The 23,693-nt window shown below is 70.7% G+C and carries 23 protein-coding genes; 19 read left to right on the forward strand and 4 right to left on the reverse strand.

Annotated features, from left to right (window positions below; translation table 11 throughout):
• Positions 1 to 95: 95 nt before the first annotated feature.
• The 17 genes from M2351_RS04835 to M2351_RS04915 all read left to right on the forward strand — a co-directional run bounded on the left by M2351_RS04835 (position 96) and on the right by M2351_RS04915 (position 15,423).
• Positions 96 to 1,136 (forward strand): lysophospholipase, encoded by a 1,041-nt coding sequence (locus M2351_RS04835; protein ID WP_264655001.1) that lies wholly within the window; start codon positions 96 to 98, stop codon positions 1,134 to 1,136.
• Positions 1,137 to 1,304: 168 nt separating this feature from the next.
• Positions 1,305 to 1,706: a hypothetical protein gene (locus tag M2351_RS04840; protein ID WP_264655002.1), complete on the forward strand. Its 402-nt coding sequence runs from the start codon at positions 1,305 to 1,307 to the stop codon at positions 1,704 to 1,706.
• Between the two features lie 20 nt (positions 1,707 to 1,726).
• On the forward strand, positions 1,727 to 2,473 hold the full coding sequence (locus M2351_RS04845) for a beta-ketoacyl synthase chain length factor (protein WP_264655003.1): 747 nt from the start codon (positions 1,727 to 1,729) through the stop codon (positions 2,471 to 2,473).
• A complete protein-coding gene (locus M2351_RS04850) occupies positions 2,466 to 3,251 on the forward strand; it encodes a lysophospholipid acyltransferase family protein (RefSeq protein ID WP_264655004.1) in 786 nt (261 codons plus the stop codon). The genes M2351_RS04845 and M2351_RS04850 overlap by 8 nt, the downstream gene beginning before the upstream one ends.
• Entirely contained in the window at positions 3,244 to 3,522 is a 279-nt protein-coding gene (locus tag M2351_RS04855) for a phosphopantetheine-binding protein (protein ID WP_264655005.1), read from the forward strand. Before M2351_RS04850 ends, M2351_RS04855 begins: the two co-directional genes overlap by 8 nt.
• Positions 3,523 to 3,548: 26 nt before the next feature.
• Positions 3,549 to 3,815 (forward strand): acyl carrier protein, encoded by a 267-nt coding sequence (locus M2351_RS04860; protein ID WP_264655006.1) that lies wholly within the window; start codon positions 3,549 to 3,551, stop codon positions 3,813 to 3,815.
• 1 nt (position 3,816) lies between these two features.
• Complete coding sequence (locus M2351_RS04865; protein ID WP_264655007.1) at positions 3,817 to 4,374, forward strand: COG4648 family protein; 558 nt, start codon at positions 3,817 to 3,819, stop codon at positions 4,372 to 4,374.
• On the forward strand, positions 4,371 to 6,092 hold the full coding sequence (locus M2351_RS04870; RefSeq protein WP_264655008.1) for an AMP-binding protein: 1,722 nt from the start codon (positions 4,371 to 4,373) through the stop codon (positions 6,090 to 6,092). The genes M2351_RS04865 and M2351_RS04870 overlap by 4 nt, the downstream gene beginning before the upstream one ends.
• Complete coding sequence (locus M2351_RS04875) at positions 6,089 to 7,777, forward strand: glycosyltransferase family 2 protein (protein ID WP_264655009.1); 1,689 nt, start codon at positions 6,089 to 6,091, stop codon at positions 7,775 to 7,777. Before M2351_RS04870 ends, M2351_RS04875 begins: the two co-directional genes overlap by 4 nt.
• Positions 7,774 to 8,196 carry an acyl-CoA thioesterase gene (locus tag M2351_RS04880; protein WP_264655010.1) on the forward strand — a complete coding sequence of 141 codons (423 nt, stop codon included), beginning with the start codon at positions 7,774 to 7,776 and terminating at the stop codon, positions 8,194 to 8,196. The genes M2351_RS04875 and M2351_RS04880 overlap by 4 nt, the downstream gene beginning before the upstream one ends.
• Complete coding sequence (locus M2351_RS04885; protein ID WP_264655011.1) at positions 8,193 to 8,810, forward strand: LolA family protein; 618 nt, start codon at positions 8,193 to 8,195, stop codon at positions 8,808 to 8,810. The genes M2351_RS04880 and M2351_RS04885 overlap by 4 nt, the downstream gene beginning before the upstream one ends.
• On the forward strand, positions 8,807 to 11,179 hold the full coding sequence (locus M2351_RS04890) for an MMPL family transporter (RefSeq protein WP_264655012.1): 2,373 nt from the start codon (positions 8,807 to 8,809) through the stop codon (positions 11,177 to 11,179). The genes M2351_RS04885 and M2351_RS04890 overlap by 4 nt, the downstream gene beginning before the upstream one ends.
• Positions 11,180 to 11,215: 36 nt before the next feature.
• Positions 11,216 to 11,809 carry a DUF3261 domain-containing protein gene (locus M2351_RS04895; RefSeq protein WP_264655013.1) on the forward strand — a complete coding sequence of 198 codons (594 nt, stop codon included), beginning with the start codon at positions 11,216 to 11,218 and terminating at the stop codon, positions 11,807 to 11,809.
• Positions 11,806 to 13,011, forward strand: coding sequence for a beta-ketoacyl-[acyl-carrier-protein] synthase family protein (locus M2351_RS04900; RefSeq protein ID WP_264655014.1), 1,206 nt, complete (start codon positions 11,806 to 11,808; stop codon positions 13,009 to 13,011). Before M2351_RS04895 ends, M2351_RS04900 begins: the two co-directional genes overlap by 4 nt.
• Complete coding sequence (locus M2351_RS04905) at positions 13,008 to 13,478, forward strand: ApeP family dehydratase (protein ID WP_264655015.1); 471 nt, start codon at positions 13,008 to 13,010, stop codon at positions 13,476 to 13,478. Before M2351_RS04900 ends, M2351_RS04905 begins: the two co-directional genes overlap by 4 nt.
• On the forward strand, positions 13,475 to 14,200 hold the full coding sequence (locus M2351_RS04910; RefSeq protein WP_264655016.1) for a 3-ketoacyl-ACP reductase FabG2: 726 nt from the start codon (positions 13,475 to 13,477) through the stop codon (positions 14,198 to 14,200). The genes M2351_RS04905 and M2351_RS04910 overlap by 4 nt, the downstream gene beginning before the upstream one ends.
• Positions 14,200 to 15,423, forward strand: coding sequence for a beta-ketoacyl-ACP synthase (locus M2351_RS04915; protein WP_264655017.1), 1,224 nt, complete (start codon positions 14,200 to 14,202; stop codon positions 15,421 to 15,423). Before M2351_RS04910 ends, M2351_RS04915 begins: the two co-directional genes overlap by 1 nt.
• Before the next feature lie 273 nt (positions 15,424 to 15,696).
• On the opposite strand, the gene M2351_RS04920 is transcribed toward M2351_RS04915, so the two are convergent.
• Complete coding sequence (locus tag M2351_RS04920) at positions 15,697 to 18,105, reverse strand: transketolase-like TK C-terminal-containing protein (RefSeq protein WP_264655018.1); 2,409 nt, start codon at positions 18,103 to 18,105, stop codon at positions 15,697 to 15,699.
• A 138-nt stretch (positions 18,106 to 18,243) separates the two neighbouring features.
• Here M2351_RS04920 and M2351_RS04925 point away from each other — a divergent pair, with 138 nt between their 5' ends.
• Entirely contained in the window at positions 18,244 to 18,726 is a 483-nt protein-coding gene (locus M2351_RS04925; protein WP_264655019.1) for an Lrp/AsnC family transcriptional regulator, read from the forward strand.
• 84 nt (positions 18,727 to 18,810) lie between these two features.
• Here the strand turns inward: M2351_RS04925 and M2351_RS04930 are convergent, their stop codons facing one another.
• Positions 18,811 to 21,054: a xanthine dehydrogenase family protein molybdopterin-binding subunit gene (locus tag M2351_RS04930; RefSeq protein ID WP_264655020.1), complete on the reverse strand. Its 2,244-nt coding sequence runs from the start codon at positions 21,052 to 21,054 to the stop codon at positions 18,811 to 18,813.
• Between the two features lie 14 nt (positions 21,055 to 21,068).
• The gene (locus tag M2351_RS04935; RefSeq protein ID WP_264655021.1) at positions 21,069 to 21,515 is read right to left on the reverse strand and encodes a (2Fe-2S)-binding protein; all 447 of its coding nucleotides are present in this window, start codon (positions 21,513 to 21,515) and stop codon (positions 21,069 to 21,071) included.
• A 243-nt stretch (positions 21,516 to 21,758) separates the two neighbouring features.
• Here M2351_RS04935 and M2351_RS04940 point away from each other — a divergent pair, with 243 nt between their 5' ends.
• Positions 21,759 to 22,985, forward strand: a complete 1,227-nt coding sequence (locus M2351_RS04940) for a sensor histidine kinase (RefSeq protein WP_264655022.1) — start codon at positions 21,759 to 21,761, stop codon at positions 22,983 to 22,985.
• On the opposite strand, the gene M2351_RS04945 is transcribed toward M2351_RS04940, so the two are convergent.
• The gene (locus M2351_RS04945) at positions 22,967 to 23,629 is read right to left on the reverse strand and encodes a response regulator transcription factor (protein WP_264655023.1); all 663 of its coding nucleotides are present in this window, start codon (positions 23,627 to 23,629) and stop codon (positions 22,967 to 22,969) included. The genes M2351_RS04940 and M2351_RS04945 overlap by 19 nt on opposite strands.
• Between the last annotated feature and the right edge of the window lie 64 nt (positions 23,630 to 23,693).

The following is a 23,693-nucleotide window of genomic DNA, read 5'->3' on the forward strand; positions in this document are numbered from 1 at the left end:
CTTTCGGCATAGCCAGCCTCGCGCCAAAAGCGGGAACTGGCCTTTTCGCAACCACGCCCTACTTGAGTTCAAGCTAATGGACGACGGGGGCGGCGATGGTCCGGATGTGCGTGATTGCCGCGATCATGGCGCTGCTCGTCGCCTGCCGGTCGGACGGGACGGGGACCTCCGCGCACTCGGCCACCCGCCCGACGCTCGATGCGCAGGCCCTGACGGCCGAGGATGGAATCCGCCTGCCGGTCCATCTCTGGAAGCCCGATGGGGAGGTGCGCGCGATCGTCGTCGTCGCCCACGGCATGAACGATTACGGGGACTCCTTCGCCCCGCCCGCCCGGCGTTGGGCGTTATCGGGAATCGCGACCTACGCCATCGACCAGCGCGGATTCGGCCGCGCCGCCGAGCGCGGACGCTGGTACGGCGGCGACCGCATGGCCGACGACCTCCTCGCGCTGGCCCGGCTTCTGCGCGAGGGCAATCCGGGCACGCCGCTGTTCCTGTTGGGCGAGAGCATGGGCGGCGCCGTCGCCGTCCTTGCCGCGGGACGGGCGGAACCGGGGCTTCTGGATGGCCTCGTGCTGTCCGCCCCGGCCATCTGGGGGTCGGGCCCCCGCGCGGAGGTGACCTACGCGGTGGCTATGGCTCTCAGCGCCCTGACGCCATCCGCGACGGTGCCGCCGTTGTCCGTGAACATCCCGTCCACCGATGACCCCGACGTGCTGAAGCGGCTGCGCGAGGACACCCTCATCATCCACCGCACGCGGCTCGACACGCTGGCCGGGATCGTGGCGCTGATGCGCAGCGCGCGGCAGAAGGCGGCGGCGGTGCATCTGCCGACCCTGGTCCTGCTGGGTGACCTGGACGGCCATGTGCCGCGTGACGGCGTCGCCGCGCTGCTCCGCCGGTTGCCCCCGCCGGACGGTTCGCCCGGCACGACCCTGGCCCTCTACGAGCAGGGCCGGCACCTGCTGATGCGGTCGTTGAACGGCGATCGGGTGACCGACGATGTCGCCGCCTGGATGCTGGCGCCGGGCCGGCCTTTGCCCTCCGGCGCGGATGTCCGTGCGAAGGGCTGTCCGACCCTTCTGAAGGCGCCCGGCCGCGGCTGCCGCCTGGACCAGGTCGCCGGAATGCGCTGAGCGGCGCTTTCGTCCTGAATTCCTGGGATACGAAATTCCTGGGACAACGGGTGTCTGTTTCAATCCTGCAACCGGATCACGCTACCAATACACTTACGCCCTATGGTAGGCGTGGGGCGGGAGTGTCGCGGTTGCAAGGGGTTGCGACCGCCGATGGGGATAAAGAACTTGAAAACCATTCCTCACCTTATTGTTTTTCTGCTGGGGGCGTCGGTGATTCTGGGCGGCTGCCAGCGGATGCAGCCGATCTATTCCGTGAAGGGCCACGCCATTCCCGCAGCCGCACAAAAGAGGCCGCTGGCCGACATTGAGCGCGCCATCTTTGATGCGGCGACCGCGCGCGGCTGGAACGTGGACCGCGTCCGGCCAGGCCTGATGCAGGCGACGCAGAAGTGGCGCGACCATTCGGCGACGGTCAACATCGTCTATTCCAACGAGAGCTTCAGCATCGATCACGTGGGATCGTCGAACCTGAAAGAGCAGGGGGAGCAGATCCACCGCGCCTACAACAAGAACGTCCACGCGCTGGAAGACGAAATCGAGAAACGTCTGTACCGCGTGGGCTACTGAGGGGCGGCTTGGGTGGAGCGATGATGACCCCGGGACTGCGCTTTTCGGTACGCGACTGGTGGGCCTGGGCTCCAGGCCGCGAAGGGCGGGCCGCGTGGCTTGGCTGGGCCGGGGTGCAACCGGCGGAGGCCGCGGCGGACGGCGCAGCGCCGTCCCTGCCCATGATGCTGCGCCGGCGCACCACCAGCTTCGGGCAGAAAATGGTGGCGGGCGCGCTCGCCTGCGGGGACTTCGCGGCCAACGCGCGCTGCGTGCTGGCCTCGCGCCATGGGGAGCTGTCGCGCACGCTGGGAATCCTCCGCGCGCAAAGCGCCGGGGAACCGCCGTCGCCGGCGGAGTTCAGCATGTCGGTGCATCACGGGCTGGTCGGGCTGTTGTCGATCCACACCGGCAACCGGGCCGGCCACACGGCGCTGGCCGCCGGCCCGGACAGCTTCGGCTTCGGCCTTATTGAGGCGTTGGCCGGGCTGGCCGAACGGCCGGAAGAGCCGGTCCTTCTCCTCTACGGTGACGAGCCGCTGCCCGAACCTTACGACCGGTTCCGCGAGGACGGCGACGTGGAGCAGCCGCTGGTCGTCGCGCTGGCGCTGGGACCGGCCGCGGCGGGGGAGGCCGCCCTCGTCATGTCCGCCGAACCGTCCGACCAAGTCGAACGCCCGACCGGTGAGTCCGCCGAGCTTGCTTTCCTGCGCTTTCTCCTGTCCGGGGGCACAAGCGCCACGGCGGAGGGTGGGCGCATGCGCTGGGAGTGGCGCCGGGATGCTTGAGCGTCTGGACCGCCTCTGGCGCATCGCCGGAACGGGCTTCGCCTTCGCCTTCCTGTTCGGGGGCGGCGCGGTGCTGGCCCTGACGGCCTTCCCGCTGGTCCATGCGGTGACGCCGCCCGGCCCGCGCCGGCGGGAGCGGAACCAGCGGCTGATCCATTGGGCCTTCCGCCTCTACCTGTGGATTCTGACCACGCTGCGCATCATCGCGGTGGAGGTCGTCGCGGCGGAGCGGCTGCGCGATGAAGCCGGCGGAATGCCCGGCGACATGATCATCGCGAACCACCCGTCGCTGCTCGACGTCGTGCTTCTGATGGCGCTGGTCCCGCGCGCCCAGTGCATCGTGAAAAAGGAACTCTGGGACAGCCCCTATCTCGGCAACGTGGTCCGCGGCACCGGATACATCCGCAACGACCTGGAGCCCGAGGCGCTTCTCGACGCCTGCCGGCAGGCGCTGGAGGCCGGCAACCGGCTGATCATATTCCCGGAAGGGACGCGCACCGTCCCCGGCGAGCCGATGCGCCTGCGCCGCGGCTTCGCCAACATCGCCACGCTGCTCGGCGCGGAACTCCAGCTCGTCACCATCACCTGCTCGCCGGCCACCCTGTTCAAGGGCGAGCCCTGGTGGGCCGTCCCAAGCCGCCGCCCGCGCTTCCGGGTCGAGGTGGGCGACCGCATCGACGCCAAGGCCTGGCTCGGCACCCAGCACCGCTCGCTTGCCGCGCGCAAGCTGGTGCGCTTCATCGAACAGTACTACGCAGAACGGCTTGCCCATGGATGACCTGGAAACTGAAGTCAAAGCGCTGATCGTCGACTCCCTGAAGCTGGAGGATCTGCGCCCCGAGGACATCGACAGCGAGGAACCGCTGTTCGTGGACGGGCTGGGGCTGGACTCCATCGACGCCCTGGAACTGGGCGTGGCCCTGCGCAAGAAGTTCGGGCTGCGGATCGAATCGGTGAGCGAGGACATCAAGGCGCATTTCGCCACGGTGCGCAGCCTGGCCCGGTTCATCCGGTCGCAGCAGGCGGCTGCCGCGGCGCAGCAAGCATGATGGATGGGGGCATGATGGACGGGGGCATGATGGGGACCACGGCCGTGCTGTCGCGGGATGAGATTTACGAGAAGCTGAAAGGCTACCTGGAAGACCTGTTCGAGGTGCCGCCGGACCGCGTGTCGTTGGACGCGCGCCTGTTCGACGACCTGGACCTGGACAGCATCGACGCGGTCGATCTGGTCGTGAAGCTCCAGGAACTGACCGGGCGCAAGTTCAAGCCGGAGGAGTTCAAGAGCGTCCGCACCGTGGGCGACGTCCTGGACCAGGTGCAAGCCCTGCTGGTGGAGTGACGTGCCCGTCATCGCCAAGGCGGCGATGCTCGTGTTGAGCCTCGCCTACCCGGGCGCGGTCTATCTCGGCCGCGGGGCGGTGCCGCCGCTGGCCTTCGTCGCCGTGGCGCTGGCGCTGATCGGGCTGCGGCTGGCCGGCTCAAGCAGCCCGGCCGCGCGCGTCTGGCGGGCGCCGCTGGCGGGGGCCGCTGCGGTGCTGGCCGTGCTGGCATTGCTCGACCCGGCGCTGGCCGCCAAGTCCTACCCGGTGGTCGTCAGCCTGGGCTTCGCCGCCGCCTTCGGCGTGACGCTGCGCCACCCGCCCAGCTTGGTCGAACGCTTCGCCCGCCGGTCCGAGCCCGACCTGCCGCCGCGCGGCGTGGCCTATTGCCGCGCCGTCACCGCGCTGTGGACCGGCTGGCTGCTGCTGAACGGGGCGGTCGCCGCCGGGCTGGCCGTGGCGGGCGACGACGCGGCCTGGGCGTTGTGGACGGGGCTGCTGTCCTATCTGGTCACCGGCGCGCTGTTCGCCGGGGAAATGCTGGTCCGCCGCGCCCTGCGGCAGCGGGGGACGGCATGACGGCGCCGACGCTGTCCCGGCTGTTCGCCGATGGGGCGCCGGAGGACCGGACCGTCGCGGTCACCAATGGCGAAACGATCAGCTTCGCCCGCTTCCGGGCCGACGTCGCTGGCAACGCCGCCCGGGTGAGGCGCGCCGGCGTACGGCGCGGGCTGCTGGTGACGCAGGACGCCTATTGGGGGGCGGTCGGCCTGTTCGCGCTGCTCCAGGCCGGGGCCGAGGCGATCCTGCCGCCAAACGCCCAGCCGGGCACCATCGCCGGGCTGGCCGGAGCCTGGGACCTCCTCCTGTGCGACCAGCCACGGTCCGGCGACGAAAACGCCCTGATGCTGGAGCCGGGCGGGGAGGGCGCCGCACCCGGCCCCTTCGACCCGGCGGCGCCGGTGACGGTCTTCACCTCCGGGTCTACCGGCGAGGCCAAGCGCATCGCCAAGACGCTCGCCCTGCTGGAATGGGAGGCGGCGACCCTCGACCGTGCCCTTGGCGCCATGGTCCCCATGGGAGCGACGGTGCACGGCACCGTGGCGCACCAGCACGTTTACGGCCTTGCCTTCCGGCTGTGCTGGCCCCTGGCGAGCGGGCGGGTCATCGCCGGCCCGGCGCACGAGCTGTGGGAAGGCGCCCTGTCCGCACTGGCCGCCGGCGACGCGTTGGTCACCAGCCCGGCGCACCTGTCGCGGATGGACGGCATCGCGCCGATCGCGCCGGCGCGGCGGCCGAGCCTCGTCCTGTCGGCCGGTGCCCCGCTGGCGGAACCGGCCGCCGAGCAGGCCGCGGCGTTGTTCGGCGTGCCGGTCACGGAGATCTTCGGCAGCACCGAAACCGGCGCCATCGCGCTCCGTCACCGCTCGTCTCCCGATCCGGCCTGGCAACCGCTGCCAGGCATCACGGTGGAGGCGGACGGGGCGGGGCTGCTGCGCGTGCGCTCCCCCTTCGTGGCCGGCGACGGGCTGTTCGAGGGCGCCGACCGCATCGCCTTGGAGGCGGAAGGCGGTTTCCGCCTGCTCGGCCGCGCCGACCGAATCGTGAAGATCGAGGGTAAGCGGGTCAGCCTCGCCGAGGTCGAGGCCCGCCTGCGCGCCCTGCCGGAGGTGGCGGACGCCGTCGCCGTCAGCCTGTCCGGCCCGGCATCGCGTCTCGCTGCCGTGGTGGTGCCGAGCGGCGAGGGTGCGGCGCGCCTTGCCGAGGTCGGCGCCTTCCGCTTCGGCCGGCAGCTGCGCCGCGCGCTGGCCGCCACGCAGGAGCCCGCCGGCCTGCCCCGGCACTGGCGCTTCCTGGACGCCCTGCCGTCCGGCCCGCTCGGCAAGCAGCGCCACGCCGACATCGCTTCGCTGTTCGAGGACACCGCGTCCATGGACCCAATCCCGCACCGCCCAACCGAACCCGACATCCGCGCTACGCGCCCCTTGCCCGACGGGCTGGAGCTGGACCTGTTCCTGCCCGCCAACCTCGCCCCTTTGGAAGGGCATTTCCCCGGCATGCCCATCGTGCCCGGCGTGGCGCAGATCGACTGGGCGGCGAAGCTGGCGGCCCGGCATCTCGGGGCCGGCGACGGCGTGGCGCGGAATTTCCAGGTGAAGTTCCGCCGCGTCACCGTTCCCGACGCCAGCGTCACGCTGACGCTCCGCCACATCGCGGCCCGGCGTCGGCTGACCTTCGAGTACCGCAGCGCCGACGAGGTGCTGACCAGCGGTTCCATCGCGCTGGAGGGGCCGTGACCGACTCTTTCCGCCCCTGCGCCATCGTGCCGAGCCACAACCACTGGCGCGCCGTGGGCGCGGTGGTGGCCGGCCTGCGCGCGCAGGGGCTGCCGGTCTTCATCATCGACGACGGCAGCGCGGAGCCGGCGCGCGGCGCGCTTGCCGCCCTGCACGACCCGAAGGGCGGCGTGACCGTGCGCCGGCTGGACGCGAACCAGGGCAAGGGCGGCGCGGTGATGGAGGGGTTCCGGCTGGCGCTCGCCGAAGGCTTCACCCACGCCGCGCAGGTCGACGCGGACGGGCAGCACGACCCGGACGCCGTGCCGGGCCTGCTCGACCTCGCCCGCACCAATCTGGACGCGCTAGTCACCGGTGTGCCGGTCTACGACGCGACCATCCCGCGCGGGCGCGCCATCGGCCGCTGGGTCACCCATGTCTGGGTGTGGGTGGAGACGCTGTCGCTGCGCATCCGCGATTCCATGTGCGGCTTCCGCGTCTACCCGCTGGCGGCGGTGGAGCGGCTGGTGGCCTCGGGCGAGCGGCTTGGCCGGCGCATGGATTTCGACACGGAGGTGATGGTCCGCCTGTTCTGGCGCGGCACGCCGGTGGCCGAGCTGCCGGTGCGCGTCACCTACCCGCCGGACAACACCTCCAACTTCGACCTGTTGCGCGACAACGTCCGCATCTCCCTGATGCACACGCGGCTGGTCGTCTCCATGCTGCTGCGCCTGCCCGGCATCCTGCGGAACCGGCCGCGCCGGGTGGGCCAAGGGATTCATTGGGCGGGCCTTGCGGAGCGGGGGATGGGCTGGGGCCTGCGCTTCTGCGCGGCGGCCTACCGGCTGCTGGGGCGGCGCGCCTGCCTGGCGGTCATCGCGCCGGTGATCCTGTACTTCTACCTGACGGGGGCGGAGCAGCGCCGCGCCTCCGCCGTCTTCCTGACGCGCGCCTTCGTCGCGCGCGGGGAGGGGCGGCGGCCGACCTGGCGCGACGGCTTCCGCCATTTCCTGGCCTTCGCCGGGCGGGCGCTGGACAGCTTCGCCGGTTGGACCGGACGGCTTGGGCCGGAGGCGGTGGAGCCCGGCGAGACCGACGCCTTGCGCGAGGCGGCGGGGCGGGAGCGCGGGGCCCTGTTCATTGTCGCCCATCTCGGTAACGTCGACCTGTCGCGCGCCGTGCTGGACGCGGCGACGCGGCGTCGCCTGCTGGTGCTGGTCCACACCCGTCACGCCGAGAACTACAACCGGCTCCTGCGCGACTGGAATCCGGAGGCTGCGGTCAACACGCTCCAGGTCACGGATATCGGGCCGGAGACCGCCATCGCGCTGAAGGAGCGGGTGGAGCAGGGCCAGTGGGTCGTCATCGCCGGCGACCGCGTGCCGGTGCAGAGCCGCGGGCGCGTCAGCCTCGTGCCCTTCCTGGGGGAGCCGGCGCCCTTCTCCCAGGGGCCCTACATCCTGGCGGCCCTGCTGGATTGCCCCGTCTACCTGCTGTTCTGCCGGCGCGTCGGCGACCGCCACCGGCTCGACGCCGAAAAGCTGGCGGAGCGCGTCGTCCTGCCCCGCGGCCGGCGGGAGGAGGCGCTGGCCGGCTACGCCGCCGCCTTCGCCGGACGGCTGGAGCAGCACGCGCTGGCCGATCCGTACCAGTGGTTTAACTTCTTCGATTTCTGGGCCCGCCCGGAAGGGAGCAAGGCTTCATGATTTCCGCAGCCATGATCTCCGCTGACGTCACCATCCAGGCCCAGTTCTACGACCTGGACCCCATGGAGGTGGTCTGGCACGGCAACTACGCCCGCTATCTGGAGCAGGCGCGCTGCGCGCTGCTGGACCGGATCGGCTACAACTACCCGGACATGGCGGCGTCCGGCTTCATGTGGCCCATCGTCGACATGCAGCTGAAGTATGTGCGGCCGATCCGCTTCGCCCAGACCGTGGTCGTCACCGCGACGCTCGCCGAGTACGAGAACCGCATCCGCATCGACTACCGCATCCGCGACGAGAAGAGCGGGGAGCTGCTGACCAAGGCCCGCACCGTGCAGCTGGCCGTGCACGCCAAGACCGGCGAGCTGTCCTTCGAATCCCCGCCCATCCTGATCGAGAAGGTGAGGGCCCTGCTGTGACCCGCGTCATCCTTGCCCTGCTGGCTTTCCTTGCCTTTGCTCCCCCCGCCCTGGCCGCCCCGCCGGAACCCGCGACGCTGTCCGAGGGGCAGGTGCTGCGCGGACGTTTCGTGCAGGAACGCCACCTGAAGGGCTTCCAAAAGCCGCTGAAGAGCGAGGGCCATTTTACCCTGGTGCCCGGCCGCGGCCTGCTGTGGCGGACGGACAAGCCCTTCGCCATGACCACGGTGATGAGCCCGTCCGGCATCGTGCAGGAGGTGCGCGGGGCCGAGACCATGCGGCTGCCCGCGTCCAAGCTGCCCTTCCTGTCTAAGCTCTACGCCATGCTCGGCGGCGCGCTCGGCGGCGACCTGCGGTCGCTGGAGGGGCTGTTCGCCGTGAAGCGGGAGAGTGACCCCGCCGGCTGGCGGATGGTGCTGGTGCCGCTGAAGGCCGACGACCCCGCGATGCCGATCCGCCGCATCACGCTGACCGGCGCCCGCCTCGTCGAGGCGGTGGAGATCGTGAAGCCCGATGGCGACAGCGACGTTCTGCGCTTCCTCGACCAGGAACTGACCGCGGGGCCGCCGGCGGAGGACGAGGCCCGGCTGCTGGGCACCGCGGACCGGTCATGAGCCGACGCCTCGCCGCGTGGGCGTGGCTGGCGCTGGTCCTGCTGGCCGGCCTGTACCTCGCCCACCGCATCCAGGACGGGCTGACCTTCCGCACCGACTTGCTGGCGCTTCTGCCGCGGGAGGAGCAGGACCCGCTCCTGCAGCGCGCCAACGAGGCGGTGTCCCGCGCGCTGGGGCGCCGGGTGGTGGCGCTGGTCGGCGACGCCTCGCGGGAGCGGGCGCGCGCCGCGGTGCAGTCCCTGTCCGCGGATCTGAAGGCGACCGGGCTGGTGTCCGCCGCCGGGGACGAGATCGGCGCCGACCGGATGAAGGCGATGGGCGCCCTCTATTTCCCGCATCGCCGTGGCTTGCTGAGCGAGGGTGACCGCGCGCTCCTGCTCGCCGGGCGGGGGGAGGAGATCGCGCTGCGCGCCCTGTCGCAGGCCTACGGCGTCTTCGGCATGGCCGACGCCAACCTGCTGCGCGCCGATCCCTTCCTGCTGCTGCCGTCCTTCTTCACGGGACTGCCGTTCCCCCTGTCGAAGCTGACCCCCGACGACGGACTGCTGACGGTGGTGGAGGACGGCACGACCTGGATCCTCGTCACCGCCCTGCTGGCGGGGGAACCGTTCGAGCTGGACGTGCAGGAGCGCGTCATCGGCGCCTTCGACGCGGCGGTGGAGCGGCTGCGGCGGGACTCGCCCGGCCTCCAGGTCAAGCGGCTGGGCGCGGTGTTCTTCGCGCAGGCCGGGTCGCAGGCGGCGCTGAGCGAGTCGAGCTGGCTGTCCAGCCTGTCGCTGGGCGGGACGGTTCTTCTGATCCTGCTGGTGTTCCGGCGCGTCGGGCCGCTGCTGCACAATCTGCTGGCGCTGGGCGTCGGCCTGGGCGTCGGCCTGTCCGGAAGCCTGCTCCTGTTCGGTGAGCTGCATGTGGCCGCGCTGCTGTTCGGGACCAGCCTGATCGGCGTCGCGGTGGACTACAGCCTGCACTACAGCGCCTGCCTGTTCGACCGGACGGCCGGCACGCCGCGCGAACGCCTCGCTCACGTGCTGCCGGGGATCGTGCTGGGGCTGCTGACCACGCTGATCGGATACATGGCGCTGATGCTGGCGCCGTTCCCGGGACTGCGGCAGATCGCGGCCTTCTCCATCCTCGGGCTGCTCGCGGCGTTCCTGACAGTGGCGCTGTGGCTGCCGTCGCTCGACCGCGCGGCGCCCCTGCGCCACGGCGCCGGCATGCTGGCCGCCGCCGGCCGTCTGTGGCGCTTTTGGGAAGACGCGCGGTGGCGCCCGGCGCGGGTGCTGCTGCTGGTCGCACTTGGCCTCGTCGGTGTGCTGGGCCTGTCGCAGTTGCACGTGGACGACGACGTGCGCCGGCTGCAATCGCTGTCCCCCGAGCTGGTGCGGGAGCAGGAGGAGATCCAGCGCCGCATCGGCGCCACCACGGCGACCCAGTTCCTGCTGGTCCGCGCGGCCGACGACGAGGCGGCCCTGCGGCGGGAGGAGGACATCGCCGGCACCCTCGCCGCGTTGAAGGGCGACGGGACCATCGCCGGCTACCAGACGCCGGCGTCCTTTGTGCCGTCGGCCCGGCGGCAGGCGGAGAACCGCGGTCTGCTGCGCAGCGCGCTGGAGGGGCCATACCTCGCCGCCCAGCGCGAACAGCTCGGCCTGCCGCCAGCCCCGCCGGAAAAGGACGGGGAGGCAACGGCCCCGCTCACCCTCGCCACGGCGCTGGGCCGGGGCGACGTGCCGTTCCTCAGCGAGCTGGTGCTCGGCCCCGGCCTGCACGTCGTCGCCTTGCAGGGGCTGACCCGGCCGGACGCCGTGCGGGCGGCGCTGGCCGGCGTTGAGGGCGTGCGGCTGGTCGATCCCACCGCCGACTTCAGCGCGCTGCTGGGCAAGTACCGGCAGCGGGCGCTGCTGCTGATCGCCGGGTCGGCGCTGCTGATGGTGCCGGTGCTGGTCTGGCGCTATGGCTGGAAGGGTGCGCTCCGCACCATGCTGCCCTCGTCCCTGGCGCTGGCGATCGCCCCGGCCGTGGCGGCTCTGGCCGGGCAGGGCTTCACCTTCTTCCACGCCATGGCGCTGGTGCTGATCCTGTCGGTGGGGGTCGACTACAGCATCTTCTGCGCCGAATCCGGGCCCGCTTCAGGGGCGCGCGAGGGGGTGGACCGGCGGCCGGTCACCATGGTCGCGGTGTGGCTCGCCACGCTGACCACGCTGCTGTCCTTCGGGCTGCTGGCCTTCAGCCAGGTGGCGGCGGTCCACAGCTTTGGCCTGACCATGCTGGTGGGCGTGTCGCTGTCCTTTCTGCTGGCGCCGCTGGCCGCAGGGGCGGGGGCGGGGCGGAAGGTCACGACACCAGCGCGTGCGCAAACCGCCAATTGATGTAAGATCGCGCGTCTTTCAAAGGATTTTCGCGTCTTGGTTCATGCCTTTCGGAAAACGGTCCTGGGATTGGCCATCCTGCTCGGCGCCTGCGCCACCGGTCCCGCCACGGGTCCGGACGCGCGGGCGCCGATGATCGGGCCGACGCAGCGCCTTGCCCTGCCGCGCCCGGCCGACCTCGGCCGCAGCGTGGAGGCGGCCCAGCTCATCACCGCGCGGCGCGGCGGCGACACCTTCGTGTTCGAAGGGCACGTCAGCGTCACGCCGGAGCGCTTCACGCTGGTCGGACTCGATACGCTGGGCCGGCGCGCCATGACCGTCACCTGGACCGACGCGGGGGTGGAGGTGGAGACCGCGCCCTGGCTGCCCGACGGCGTACGGCCCGGCGCCATGCTGGCCGACCTCGTCGTGCTCTACTGGCCGGACGCGGTGGTGCGCAAGGCGCTGGCCCCGGCGGGGGCGGAGCTTGCGGCCGACGCCACGTCGCGCACGGTGAGCGCCGACGGGCAGGACCTGCTGCGCGCGCGCTATGGCTGGACGGTGGGCGGGCCCTGGACCGGCACGCTGACCTACGCCAACCTCGCCTGGGGCTACGAGATCGAGGTGCAGTCGCAGGAGCAGGGGCCATGAACAGCGGATTCGGGCTTCCGGCGATGGGGCTCGCCACGCCGATCGGCACCGGCGCTGCCGCGGTCGCCGACGCCCTCTTCACCGGCACGCGGGCCGGGTTGGCGGCGCGGGAGGGCTTCATCCCCGGCCGCACGGTCCCCGTCGGTGCGATCGACGCCGCGCTGCCGGACATCCCCGCCGGGCTGGAGGCCTGGGACTGCCGCAACAACCGCCTGATGCTGCTGGCGCTGGAGCAGATCGCCGACGCGGTGGAGGACGCCACCCGCCGCTTCGGCCGGCACCGCGTCGCCGTCGTCCTCGGCACCAGCACCGCCGGCATCGCGGAGGGGGAGGCGGCCTTCGCCGCGCTCCAGCGCGACGGCGCTTGGCCCGCCGCCTTCCATTACCGCCAGCAGGAGACCGGCAACCTCGCCGACTTCGCCGCCCGCGCCCTGGGGCTGACCGGGCCGGCCTACACGGTGGCGACCGCCTGTTCGTCCAGCGGCAAGGTCTTCGGGTCCGCGCGCCGGCTGATCCGCGCCGGGCTGGCCGACGCCGCCGTGGTGGGCGGGGCCGACACGCTGTGCCGCATGACGGTGGGCGGCTTCGCCTCGCTGGAAGCGGTGTCGGGCGGGCTCTGCGCCCCCTTCAGCGCGAACCGCGACGGCATCAACATCGGGGAGGCGGCGGCGGCCTTCCTGATGACGCGGGAGGCTGCGGAGGTGGACCTGCTCGGCGTCGGCGAAAGCTCCGACGCGCACCATGTCAGCGCGCCCGACCCGGAAGGACGCGGGGCGCTGGCCGCCATGGCGGCGGCGCTGGACGACGCCGGCCTGGCGCCGCGCGAGATCGCCTACGTCAACCTGCACGGCACCGGCACGCCGCTGAACGATTCCATGGAGGGCAAGGCGGTGAACGCGCTGTTCAGCGCCGACACGCCGTGCAGTTCCACCAAGGGCATGACCGGCCACACGCTGGGCGCCGCCGGGGCCTGCGAGGCGGCCTTCCTGTGGCTGACCCTGCACCGGGCGCACAACCCGGCGGGATTCCTGCCGCCGCACGTGTGGGACGGCACTCCCGATCCGGCCATCCCGCCGATCGCCCTGACGGCGCCGGGCGCGGCGCTGCCCGACCCGCAGGGGCCGGCGGCGATGCTCAGCAGCTCCTTCGCCTTCGGAGGCAGCAACGTGGCGCTGGTCTTCGGGCGGGGAGGCCGGCCGTGAAGGCTTGTCCGTTCCCCATGGACGCCCTGCTGCCGCACGGGCGGCCGATGATCCTGCTGGACGAGGTCGTCGGGCGCGACGAGACGCGGCTGGTCGCCGCGCTGACCGTGCGCGCCGGCGCGCCCTTCTTCGAGGCCGGGCGGGGCATGGCCGCCCACATCGCCATCGAGTGGATGGCCCAGGCCTGCGGCGCCTTCGTCGGCGCGGAGGCGCTGGAGAGCGGCGGGCCGGTGCGCCTCGGCCTGCTGCTCGGCACGCGGGATTTCCGGGCGGCCGTCTCCTGGTTCCATGAGGGAACGCGGGTGGAGGTGACCGCCGCGCTCGTCTACCGCGACGGGGAGATGGGCGTCTTCGACTGCATGGCCGTGGCGGACGGGCGGAAGGCGGCGAAGGCGCAGCTGACCGTCTACCAGCCGGCCGACACGGCGGCGCTGCTGGCGAGCCAGGGGGTGAAGGTCTCATCATGACACGCACGATACTCGTCACCGGCGCCAGCAAGGGCATCGGCCGCGCCATCGCCGAGCGGCTGGCGCGCGACGGCTTCTCCATCCTCGTCCATTACGGGCGCGACGCGGCGGGGGCGGAGGCCACGTTGGCCGCCATCGCCGCGGCCGGCGGGCAGGGGCGGACGCTCGGCTTCGACATCGCCGACCGCGCGGCCTGCCGGGTGGCGCTGGACGCCGACATCGAGGCGCATGGCATGTATTACGGGGTCGTGCTGAACGCCGGCATCGCCCGCGACGCCGCCTTCCCGGCCATGTCCGACGAGGATTGGGACAGCGTGCTGGGCACCAACATGGACGGCTTCTACAACGTGCTGAAGCCGCTGGTGATGCCGATGGTCTCCGCCCGCAAGGGCGGGCGCATCGTCACGCTGTCGTCGGTGTCCGGCGTGGCCGGCAACCGCGGGCAGGTGAACTACAGCGCGGCCAAGGCCGGCATCATCGGCGCGACCAAGGCGCTGGCGATCGAGCTGGCGAAGCGCAGCATCACCGTCAATTGCGTCGCCCCCGGCGTCATCGACACCGCCATGGTCGAGGGGCTGCCGATGGACGAGGTGATGAAGGCGGTGCCCATGCGCCGCCTCGGCCGGCCGGAGGAGGTGGCGGCGGCTGTCGCCTTCCTGTGCTCCGACGAGGCCGGCTACATCACCCGGCAGGTCATTTCCGTCAACGGGGGCATGGTCTGATGCGCCGGGTCGTGGTCACGGGGTTCGGCGGCGTCACCGCGCTGGGGCAGGACTGGCCGTCCATCCGCGCCCGCATGGACCGCGGGGAAACCGCCGTCCGCACCATGGCGGAGTGGGAGCGGTTCGACGGCATCAACACCCGCCTCGCCGCCCCCGTCCTGGACTTCTCCATCGACGACCGCTACCCGCGCAAGAAGACGCGCACCATGGGGCCGGTGTCGCGCATGGCCGTCTACGCCACCGAACGCGCGCTGGCCGACGCCGGCCTGACCGACGACCCGGTGGTGAAGGGCGGGCGGGCCGGCATTTCCTACGGCTCCTCCTTCGGCAGCCCGGCGCCGGTCCTGGCCTTCGCGGAGCTGATGAAGGACGGGCGGTCCAAGACGCTGAACGCCACCAGCTACATCCAGATGATGAGCCACACGGCGGCGGTGAACATCGGCCTGTTCTTCGGCGTGACCGGCCGCATCATCACGACCAGCAGCGCCTGCACCTCGGGCAGCCAGGGCATCGGCTACGCCTACGAGGCGATCAAATTCGGCAAGGCCGACGTCATGATCGCCGGCGGAGCGGACGAGCTGGACGTGACGGAATCCGCCGTCTTCGACACGCTGTTCGCCACCTCCACCCGCAACGACCGCCCGCACACATCGCCCCGGCCCTACGACCGCGACCGCGACGGGCTGGTGATTGGGGAAGGCGCCTGCACCTTGATCCTGGAGGAGCGTGATCGCGCCGTCGCCCGCGGCGCCCGCATCCACGCGGAGCTGGTCGGCTTCGGCAGCAACTCTGACGGCAACCACGTCACCCAGCCCCAGGCGGAGACGATGGAGGTCGCCCTGCGGCTGGCGCTGGAGGACGCGGGGCTCGGCCCCGACGCGATCGGCTTCGTCAGCGGCCACGGCACGGCGACGGAGTGGGGCGACATCGCCGAGACCAAGGCGACCAACGCCGTCTTCGGCGAACGCATGCCCATCCACTCGCTGAAGAGCTACTTCGGCCACACGCTGGGCGCCTGCGGCGCGCTGGAGGCGTGGCTCGGCATCGAGATGATGCGGGAGGGGCGCTTCGTCCCCACCGTCAACCTGGACGCGGTGGACGAACGCTGCGCCCCGCTGGACTACGTCACCGGCGAGGCGCGGCCGCTGGACACCGAATTCCTGATGTCCAACAACTTCGCCTTCGGCGGCATCAACACCTCCCTGGTCTTCCGCCGGGTGTGAGCCGAAAATCCGCACGAAAAAGCCCTTCTCCCCTTGGGGGGTGAAGCCGGAGGGCGCCAATGGCGACCGCAGGCTTCACAGGTTGGGATGAGGGGTCGTTACGCCCGAAGGGCGGATATAGATTTCCGGCCGACTGTCGTCGGTACCACCCTCACCCCAACCCGTGAAGCTTACGGATGCCTTTGGCCTCCTTCAGCTTCACCCCCTCAAGGGAGAGGGGCTTTTCATTGTTCATCAGCGACTTGTCCTCATCTTAAGAAGACGCGTGTATTCTCACACCGCCTTCAGGTATCGCACCGGCCGGCCGGGGGTCAGGGCCTCTGCCGCGCGCACGATGCCCTGGGCGTCGATGCCGTGGTGGCGGTAGAGGTCGGCGATGGTGCCGGTCTGGCCGAAATGTTCCACGCCCAGCGCCCGCGTGCGGTGGCCTTGCACGGACCCCAGCCAACCCAGCGTCGCCGGGTGCCCGTCCACCACCGTCACCAGCGCGCAGTGCGGCGGCGCGCCCTCCAGCAAGCGCTCCACGTGGGAGCTGGCGTGGCTCAGGCCGCGCTCCCGCGCCCGCTGCGCGGCACTCCAGCCCGCGTGCAGGCGGTCGGCGGAGGTGACGGCCAGCAGGCCGACGTCGCGCCGGTCCTCGCCCAGCATGCCCACCGCCTCGATCGCCTCCGGCGCGACGGCGCCGGTGTAGGCGACGATCACCTGCGCGTTCGGCCCCGGCCGGCGCAGCCAGTAGGCGCCCTGCACGATATCACGCTCCAGCTCCGGCGTCATGGTGCGGGTCGGCTGCTCCAGCGTGCGGGAGGACAGGCGCAGGTAGACGGAGCCGCCCGTCTCGTCGCGCAGCCAGTTCTGCTCGTCGGGCTCCCCCTCGCCGTCGCGCTGCAGGTAGTCGAAGGCCCAGCGCATGACCACCGACAGCTCGTCGGCGAAGGCCGGCTCGAAGGTGGCGAGGCCGTCCTGGGCCATGCCGACCAGCGGCGTGGCGATGGACTGGTGCGCTCCGCCCTCCGGCGCCAGCGTCACGCCGGACGGCGTAGCCACCAGCAGGAAGCGGGCGTCCTGGTAGCAGGCGTAGTTCATCTGGTCCGCCGCCCGCATGATGAAGGGGTCGTAGACCGTGCCGATGGGCAGCAGCCGCTCCCCGAACAGGGAGTGCGACAGGCCGAGCGCCGACAGCAGGATGAACAGGTTGGACTCGGCGATGCCCAGCTCCATGTGCTGGCCGTTCGGCGAGAAGTCCCAGCTGTAGGTGGAGGGGATACGCTCCTTCTTGAACAGGTCGGCCATGGCGCTCTTGGCGAACAGGCCGCGCCGGTTCACCCAGGCGCCGAGGTTGGTGGACACCGTCACGTCGGGCGCGGTCGTCACGATCCGCTCCGCAAGGCCGGTCTTCTCGCGGCCCAGCTCGTTCAGGATCAGGCCGAAGGCCGCCTGGGTCGACAGGCTCTTCTGCGCCGGGACGGGCAGGGCGGCGGGAACCGGTACGGGCGCCGAGGCGTGGCGGCGGCGTCCCTTCGCGGCGAAGGGCACGCGCTTCAGGAAGTCCGACAGGGTGTCGGCGGGCAGGGTCAGCCCTTCGAATTGGTCCCACTCGTGGCCCGGCCGGACGGTGTTGGCGGCGCGGAACGCCTCCATCTGCGCCGGGGTCATCAGGCCGGAGTGGTTGTCCTTATGCCCAGCCAGCGGCAGGCCGGCGCCCTTGATGGTGTAGGCGATGAAGCAGACCGGCCGGTCGTGCGTGCGCGCCTCGGCAAAGGCGTCGAGCAGCGAGGGCAGGTCGTGGCCGCCCAGGTTGCCCATCAGCCGCGCCAGTTCCTCGTCGCTGCGGCGCTCGATCAGCTGGGAGACGGGCCCCTGGTCGCCCAACTCGTCCATCAGCCGCTTCCGCCACGCGGCACCGCCCTGGTAGGTCAGCGCGCAATAGAGCTGGTTCGGGCACTCGTCGATCCACCGACGCAGCCGCTCGCCACCCGGCTCCTTGAACGCCTGCTGCATCAGCGTGCCGTATTTCAGGATCACGACATCCCAGCCGAAGGCGCGGAAGATGTTCTCCAGCCGCTCCCACAGCCCTTCGCGGATCACCGCGTCCAGGCTCTGCCGGTTGTAGTCGACGATCCACCAGGTGTTGCGCAGGCCGTGCTTCCAGCCCTCCAGCAGGGCTTCGAAGATGTTGCCCTCGTCCATCTCGGCGTCGCCGACCAGCGACACCATGCGCCCCTCCGGCAGGTCCTTCGCCCAGCCCTTGGCCTTCACGTAATCCTGCACCAGCGAGGCGAACAGGGTCTGCGCCACGCCCAGCCCGACGGAGCCGGTGGAGAAGTCCACGTCGTCCACGTCCTTGGTGCGCGACGGGTAGGACTGCGCGCCCTTGAAGCCGCGGAAATTCTCCAGCTTCTCGCGCGTCTGGTTGCCCAGCAGGTACTGGATGGCGTGGAAGATCGGGCTGGCGTGCGGCTTCACCGCGACGCGGTCCTCCGGCCGCAGGGCCGAGAAGTACAGCGCCGTCATGATGGTGGCGAGCGACGCCGAGGACGCCTGGTGGCCGCCGATCTTCAGCCCGTCCAGGTTGGGGCGGACGTGGTTGGCGTTGTGGATCGTCCAGGACGCAAGCCAGAGGACCTTGCGCTCCAGCTCTTGCAGGCAGGCGAGGTCGGCTTGGTTCGGAACGGTCGCGGCCATGGTGTCCCCCTTCAGCGGAATGGCGGTCGATGATTGGTCAAACCTATCATTTGTATCCTGGCATAGGTTTGCAAAGTGGCGTTGGGCGCTGCGCCGGTTTAGCATCGGATTGCGTCAATGGCCGATGGACGACATCCGATGCCAAAAATCAAACTCGACCGCATTGACCGGAAGATCCTGGCGCTGTTGCAGCAGGACAGCCGGCAGCACAACAACGAATTGGCGGAGCGGGTCGGCCTGTCGCCCTCGCCCTGCCTGCGGCGGGTGAAGGCGCTGGAGGATGCCGGCGTCATCACCCGTCACGTGGCTCTGGTCGACCCGGCCTCCGTCGACCTTGCGGTTAACGTCTTCGTCAGCGTCAGCCTGGAACGTCAGGTGGAGGAGCGCATCGACGCCTTCGAGCAGGCCGTGATGGACCTGCCGGAAGTGATGGAATGCTACCTGATGACAGGCGACGCCGATTACCTGCTGCGCGTCGTCGTGCCGGACCTCGCGAGCTACGAGCGCTTCCTGAAGGAGCATCTGACGCGCATCCCCGGCGTCGCCAACATCCGGTCGAGCTTTGCCCTGAAGCAGGTGCGCTACCGCACGGCGCTGCCGCTGGCGCACTTGGCGGAGTGAAGGGCCGTATGAAGCGCGACCACCGCCCCCAGCGGGGCGCCGACGTCGCTGCTATCAACGCAGAACGTCATGATAACGGCCTCCTCAGACGTCGATCTTGGCCTTGGCGAGGGGGAGGCTGCGGATGCGCTGGCCGGTCAGCGCCGCCACGGCGTTCACCACGGCCGGCGGCACGCCGGGAAGGCCCGGCTCGCCGACGCCCCCCATGGGGGCGCCGCTCTCCACGATCTCCACATGCACCGCCGGCATGGAGCGGCGTGACAGGATCGGGTATTCGTCGAAGTTGTGCGACTGGCGGACGCCGTCCTTGTAGACCAGCTCCTCGAACAGCGTCGCCGATAGGCCCAGCGCGACCGCCGATTCGACCTGCGATTTGACAATGGCCGGGTTGACGATGCTGCCGGGATCGAAGGCGACCCAGACGTTGTGCACCCGCGTCTCCCCGCCCTCAATCGACACCTCGGCGATGGTCGCCGTCTCCGACCCGAAGGGGGAGGCCATGGACACGCCGCGCGCCCGCTTGCCGCCCTCGGCCTCATAGGGGCCGCGCTTCCAGCCGCCGGACATGGCGGCGACGGTCTGGAGAAGCTTGGTGTGGCGCGGCTTGTCCTTCAGCAGTTCCATGCGCAGCTCGAACGGATCGCGCCCGCCCGCGACGGCGATCTCGTCCAGGAAGCCTTCATAGAAGAAGTCGTTCATGGAGTGGCCGACCGACCGCCAGAAGGCGATGGTCACGGGGTGTGGGACCTTCACGAACTCCATGCTGCGGTTCGGGATGGCGTAGGGTTTCTCCGTGATGCCCTCGACCGCGGAGCTGTCGACCGGCCCCGGGAACACCGAATCGAACCAGCGGCCAATCGGCCCTTCGCCGACCGTGCGGACCTGGATGGCGGTCGGCCGCCCGTCCTTGTCCAGCGCTGCCTTGAAACGGCTGAAGCTGAGGGGGCGGACGGCGTCCATCCGGAATTCCTCCTCGCGCGACCACAGCACCTTGACCGGGCGCTTGGTGGCCTTGGCGAGCTGGATCGCCTGGAGGAAGGGGTTGGAACTGCCGTAGAGGAAGTGCCGGCCGAAGAAGCCGCCGAGGATGGGCGTGTGCAGGATGACCTTCTCCGGCGGCAGGCCGGAGGCCTGGGCCGCGACAGACTGGAAAAGCTCCGGCATCTGGTTGGGGACCCACAGCTCCAGCGTGCCGTCGGCGTTGAAGCGCGCCATGGAGGAGGGCGGCTCCAGCTGACCATGGGCGAGGTAGGGCGCGTCGTATTCCGCCTCGACGACCTTGGCCGCGTTGGCGAAGGCGGCAGCGACGTCGCCCTCCGCCTCGGCGGACGGGCCCGACGCGGTGTTCGCTTTCAACGCCGCCAGGATGCCCTGCGAGGAATAGTCCGCGGCCACCGTGTCGAAGCCGGTTGCGGCGGGCTTCGACCAGGTGACCTGAAGCGCCTCCACCGCCTTGCGGGCGCGCCACCAGCTGTCGGCCGCGACGGCGACCGCGCCCGGCAGCCGGTGCACGGAATGCACGCCCGGCATTCCGGCCACCGCGGCCTCATTGGCGACGGACTCCACGGTCGTGCCGAGGTTCGGCGCGTGCTGGACGGCGGCGTAGAGCATCCCGTCCAGCTTCTGGTCGATGGCGTAGACCGCCTTGCCCGTGGACTTCGCCCGCACGTCCAGCCGGGCCACCGGCTGCTTGATGTAGCGGAAGGTCGCCGGGTCGCGCAGAGTCACGGAGTCGTTCGGCGTCAGGGCCAGCGCCTCGGCCGCAAGCTCGCCGTAGGTGAGCTTTTTGCCGGAGGCGGCGTGGACGACGTGGCCGTCCTCCGTCGTCAGGCTCTCCGGCTTGACCTTCAGGCGCTTGGCCGCGGTGCGGATCATCATGTCACGGGCGGTGGCGCCCAGCTTGCGCATCAGCGGGTAGCTCGACCGCGTGGAGAAGCTGCCGCCGGTCATGCGCAGGCCGTTGATCACGGCGTAGTCTGGACCCGGTGGCGCGCATTCGACGGTGAAGCGGCTGGGATGGACGTCCAACTCCTCCCCGACGATTTGGGCGAGGCCGGTGCTGATGCCCTGGCCGCCCTCCACGAAGGGGCTGAGCAGCGTGACGGTGTTGTCCTTGCCGATGACGAGGAAGGCCGGAACGCGCGTCCCAGGCTTCACCGCCGCAGCGTCCGCAGCCTGCGCGATCCGCGGCAAGCCGGGCAGCAGGGCGCCGAGCACCAGCGCGCTCGTGCCGAAGCCGAGGAAGGAGCGGCGGGACAGGTTGGTGACCCCCTCGGCCCGCATCAGGGGAACGGCCGACAGGGCCTTGGACGACAGCAGCTGGTTCATGGCGTGTCCTCCCCTCAGCCGGCGGCTTGGCGGATGGCCGAGGCCACCCGGTTGTAGGTCCCGCACCGGCAGAGGTTCGTCATCGCGTCGGCGATGTCCCCGTCGGTCGGTTTCGGGTTGCTCTTCAGCAGCGCGGTCGCCGCCATCACTTGGCCGGATTGGCAATAGCCGCACTGCGGCACCTGGGTGGCCACCCAGGCCTCGACCACCTTGCGGCCGACCGGATCCTCATCGATCGCGTCGATGGTGCGGATGTCGGCGGTGCCGACGCTGTCCACCGGAACCTGGCAGGACCGGGTGGCCGTGCCGTCGATCATGACGGTGCAGGCGCCGCACTGGGCGATGCCGCAGCCATACTTGGTCCCGGTCAGGCCGAGGGTGTCGCGCAGCACCCAGAGCAGGGGCGTGTCGGCTTCGACCGCAACCTCATAGGTGCGGCCATTGACGTGGATGGTGGTCATGGCGGTGTCCGTGTTCAGGGGCCGGAGGCTGGAGCGCCGGTGCGCGTCCAGTCCTTAGGCAGCGATTCACTCTCGCCCGACGCGCCGGGGCTTGTGATCCATCCCTAGGTATTACGGGCTCCGGCCATGACCGGTCCGGCCGCGGAAATGGCCGGAAATTGCGGCGCTCGACCGGGCACCGCATACTTTGATATGAGTCGGCCGCGGGTGCAGGCGCTGGCAGGGCGGAAAAGAGCTGGGACGATGGGCATCAACCACTCCGACGTCTTTTACATCTCGCCCATCGCCATCCTCTGCGAGGACTGGTCGGGGGTGAAGCGGGCGGTTGACGGCGTCATCGCCGACGGCGTCGAAGACTTCGCCACGTTCCTGGACGACAACCCCGACTTCATCCAGGAGGTGCGCCGGACCCACCGCGTGCTCGACGCCAACCGGGCCGCCCTCGACCTCTTCGGGTACGACGACAAGGCCGAATTCCTACGGGAGTCGAACCGCCTGCTCCCGGCCAACCGGGCCAGCAACGCCCAGGTGCTGATGGCCATGGCCCGCGGCGAGACGGTCTGCCAGGGGGAGCGGGTGCTGCAGGTCGCGGGCGGCCGCGCCGTCCCCATCCTGTGGCGGGCCAGCCTTCCGGCCGGGCTGGACGGATTCGACCACCTCTATTTCTTCGCCGTCGATACGACCGAGCTGAAGCGTGTCCAGGCGCAACTGCTGACCGCGCAGACGAACCTCAGTCACGCCGGGCGGCTGTCGCTGGTCGGGGAACTGTCGGCGTCGCTGACGCACGAGGTGTCGCAGCCGCTGGTCTCCATCGCCGGCCATGCCGCGGCCGCCTCGCGTTGGCTCGCCCGCGAGACGCCGAACCTAGAGGAGGTCGCGGCCAGCCTGGCCCGCATCACCGCCAGCAGCCGCCACGCCGTGGAGATCGTCGCGAAGATGCGAAGCTTCGCCCGGCGGGCGGACCTCGTCCCCAGCCGGTTGTGCCCCAAGGACTGCGTCGCCGACGCCATCGCGCTGATCGACCACGAGGCTCACCGCCAGAAGGTCACCATCACCGTCGACATCCCCCCGGGCACGCCGAAGGTGCTGGGCGACCGGACCCGGATCCAGCAGGTGATCGTCAACATCGCCTTCAACGCCATTCAGGCAATGCACGGCTTCACCGGGCCGGAGCGGCGGATCGCCATCACCGCCGCCGTGGAGAACCCGGATTTCCTGACCGTTTCCATCTCCGACAGCGGCCCCGGCATCCCGGAGGACGTGCTGCCGCGCATCTTCCAGCCCTTCTTCTCGACCAAGGCCGAGGGCATGGGGCTGGGCCTGTCCATCTGCAAGACGATCGTCGAGGAGCATGGCGGCCGGCTGTGCGGGCGCAACGGCCCGATCGGCGCGACCATCGCCTTCACTCTTCCAATCGCGAAGGAGACCATTGCGACAAAGGCGGGCGCCGGTCAGCCCGTCGCGCCGTAGCGGGTCACCGACCGTTCGCGCACGCCCAGCGCTTCGGCCATGCGGACAAGGTCGGCCAGGGACTGCGCGTTCATCTTCCGCATCAGGTTGCCGCGGTGGATCTTGACCGTCACCTCGCTCAGCTCCAGGCGCCCGGCGATCTGCTTGTTCATCAGCCCGGCGGTCACCAGGGACATGACATCGCGTTCGCGCGGGGTCAGCTTGGCGTAGAGCGTGCGGATGCCGTCGTCCAGGCTGGTTTCGGCCCGGCGCTTGCGGTCCCGTTCGACGGCCTCGCCGACCGCGGCGAGGACGCCCTCCTCTGTAAAGGGCTTGATCAGGAAATTGACCGCGCCGGCCTTCATGCCGCGGACGGTCATCGGGATGTCGCCCTGGCCGGACATCAGCACGACCGGAACCTTGACGGCGTTCTCAGCCAGCGCGCGCTGGAAATCCAGCCCGTCGGCCCCGTCCAGCCAGACGTCGAGCATCAGGCAGGCGGCGTCGTCGACCGCATCGCTGGCAAGGTAATCCTCCGGAGAGGCAAACGTCAGCACGTCGTACCCGACCGAACGCAGCAGGCTGTCCATCGCGCTGCGGACGTCCGCATCGTCATCGATCACGCAGACCAACGCGTCCTTGTTCTCCTGAATGCTGCTGGCCATGTGGTCTCCACGAGTCTTCGCCCACCCACCCAAGTCATCGTACCCAAGAGTCATCGTACCAGCC

This window comes from Azospirillum canadense (assembly GCF_025961225.1).
Classification (GTDB): domain Bacteria; phylum Pseudomonadota; class Alphaproteobacteria; order Azospirillales; family Azospirillaceae; genus Azospirillum; species Azospirillum canadense.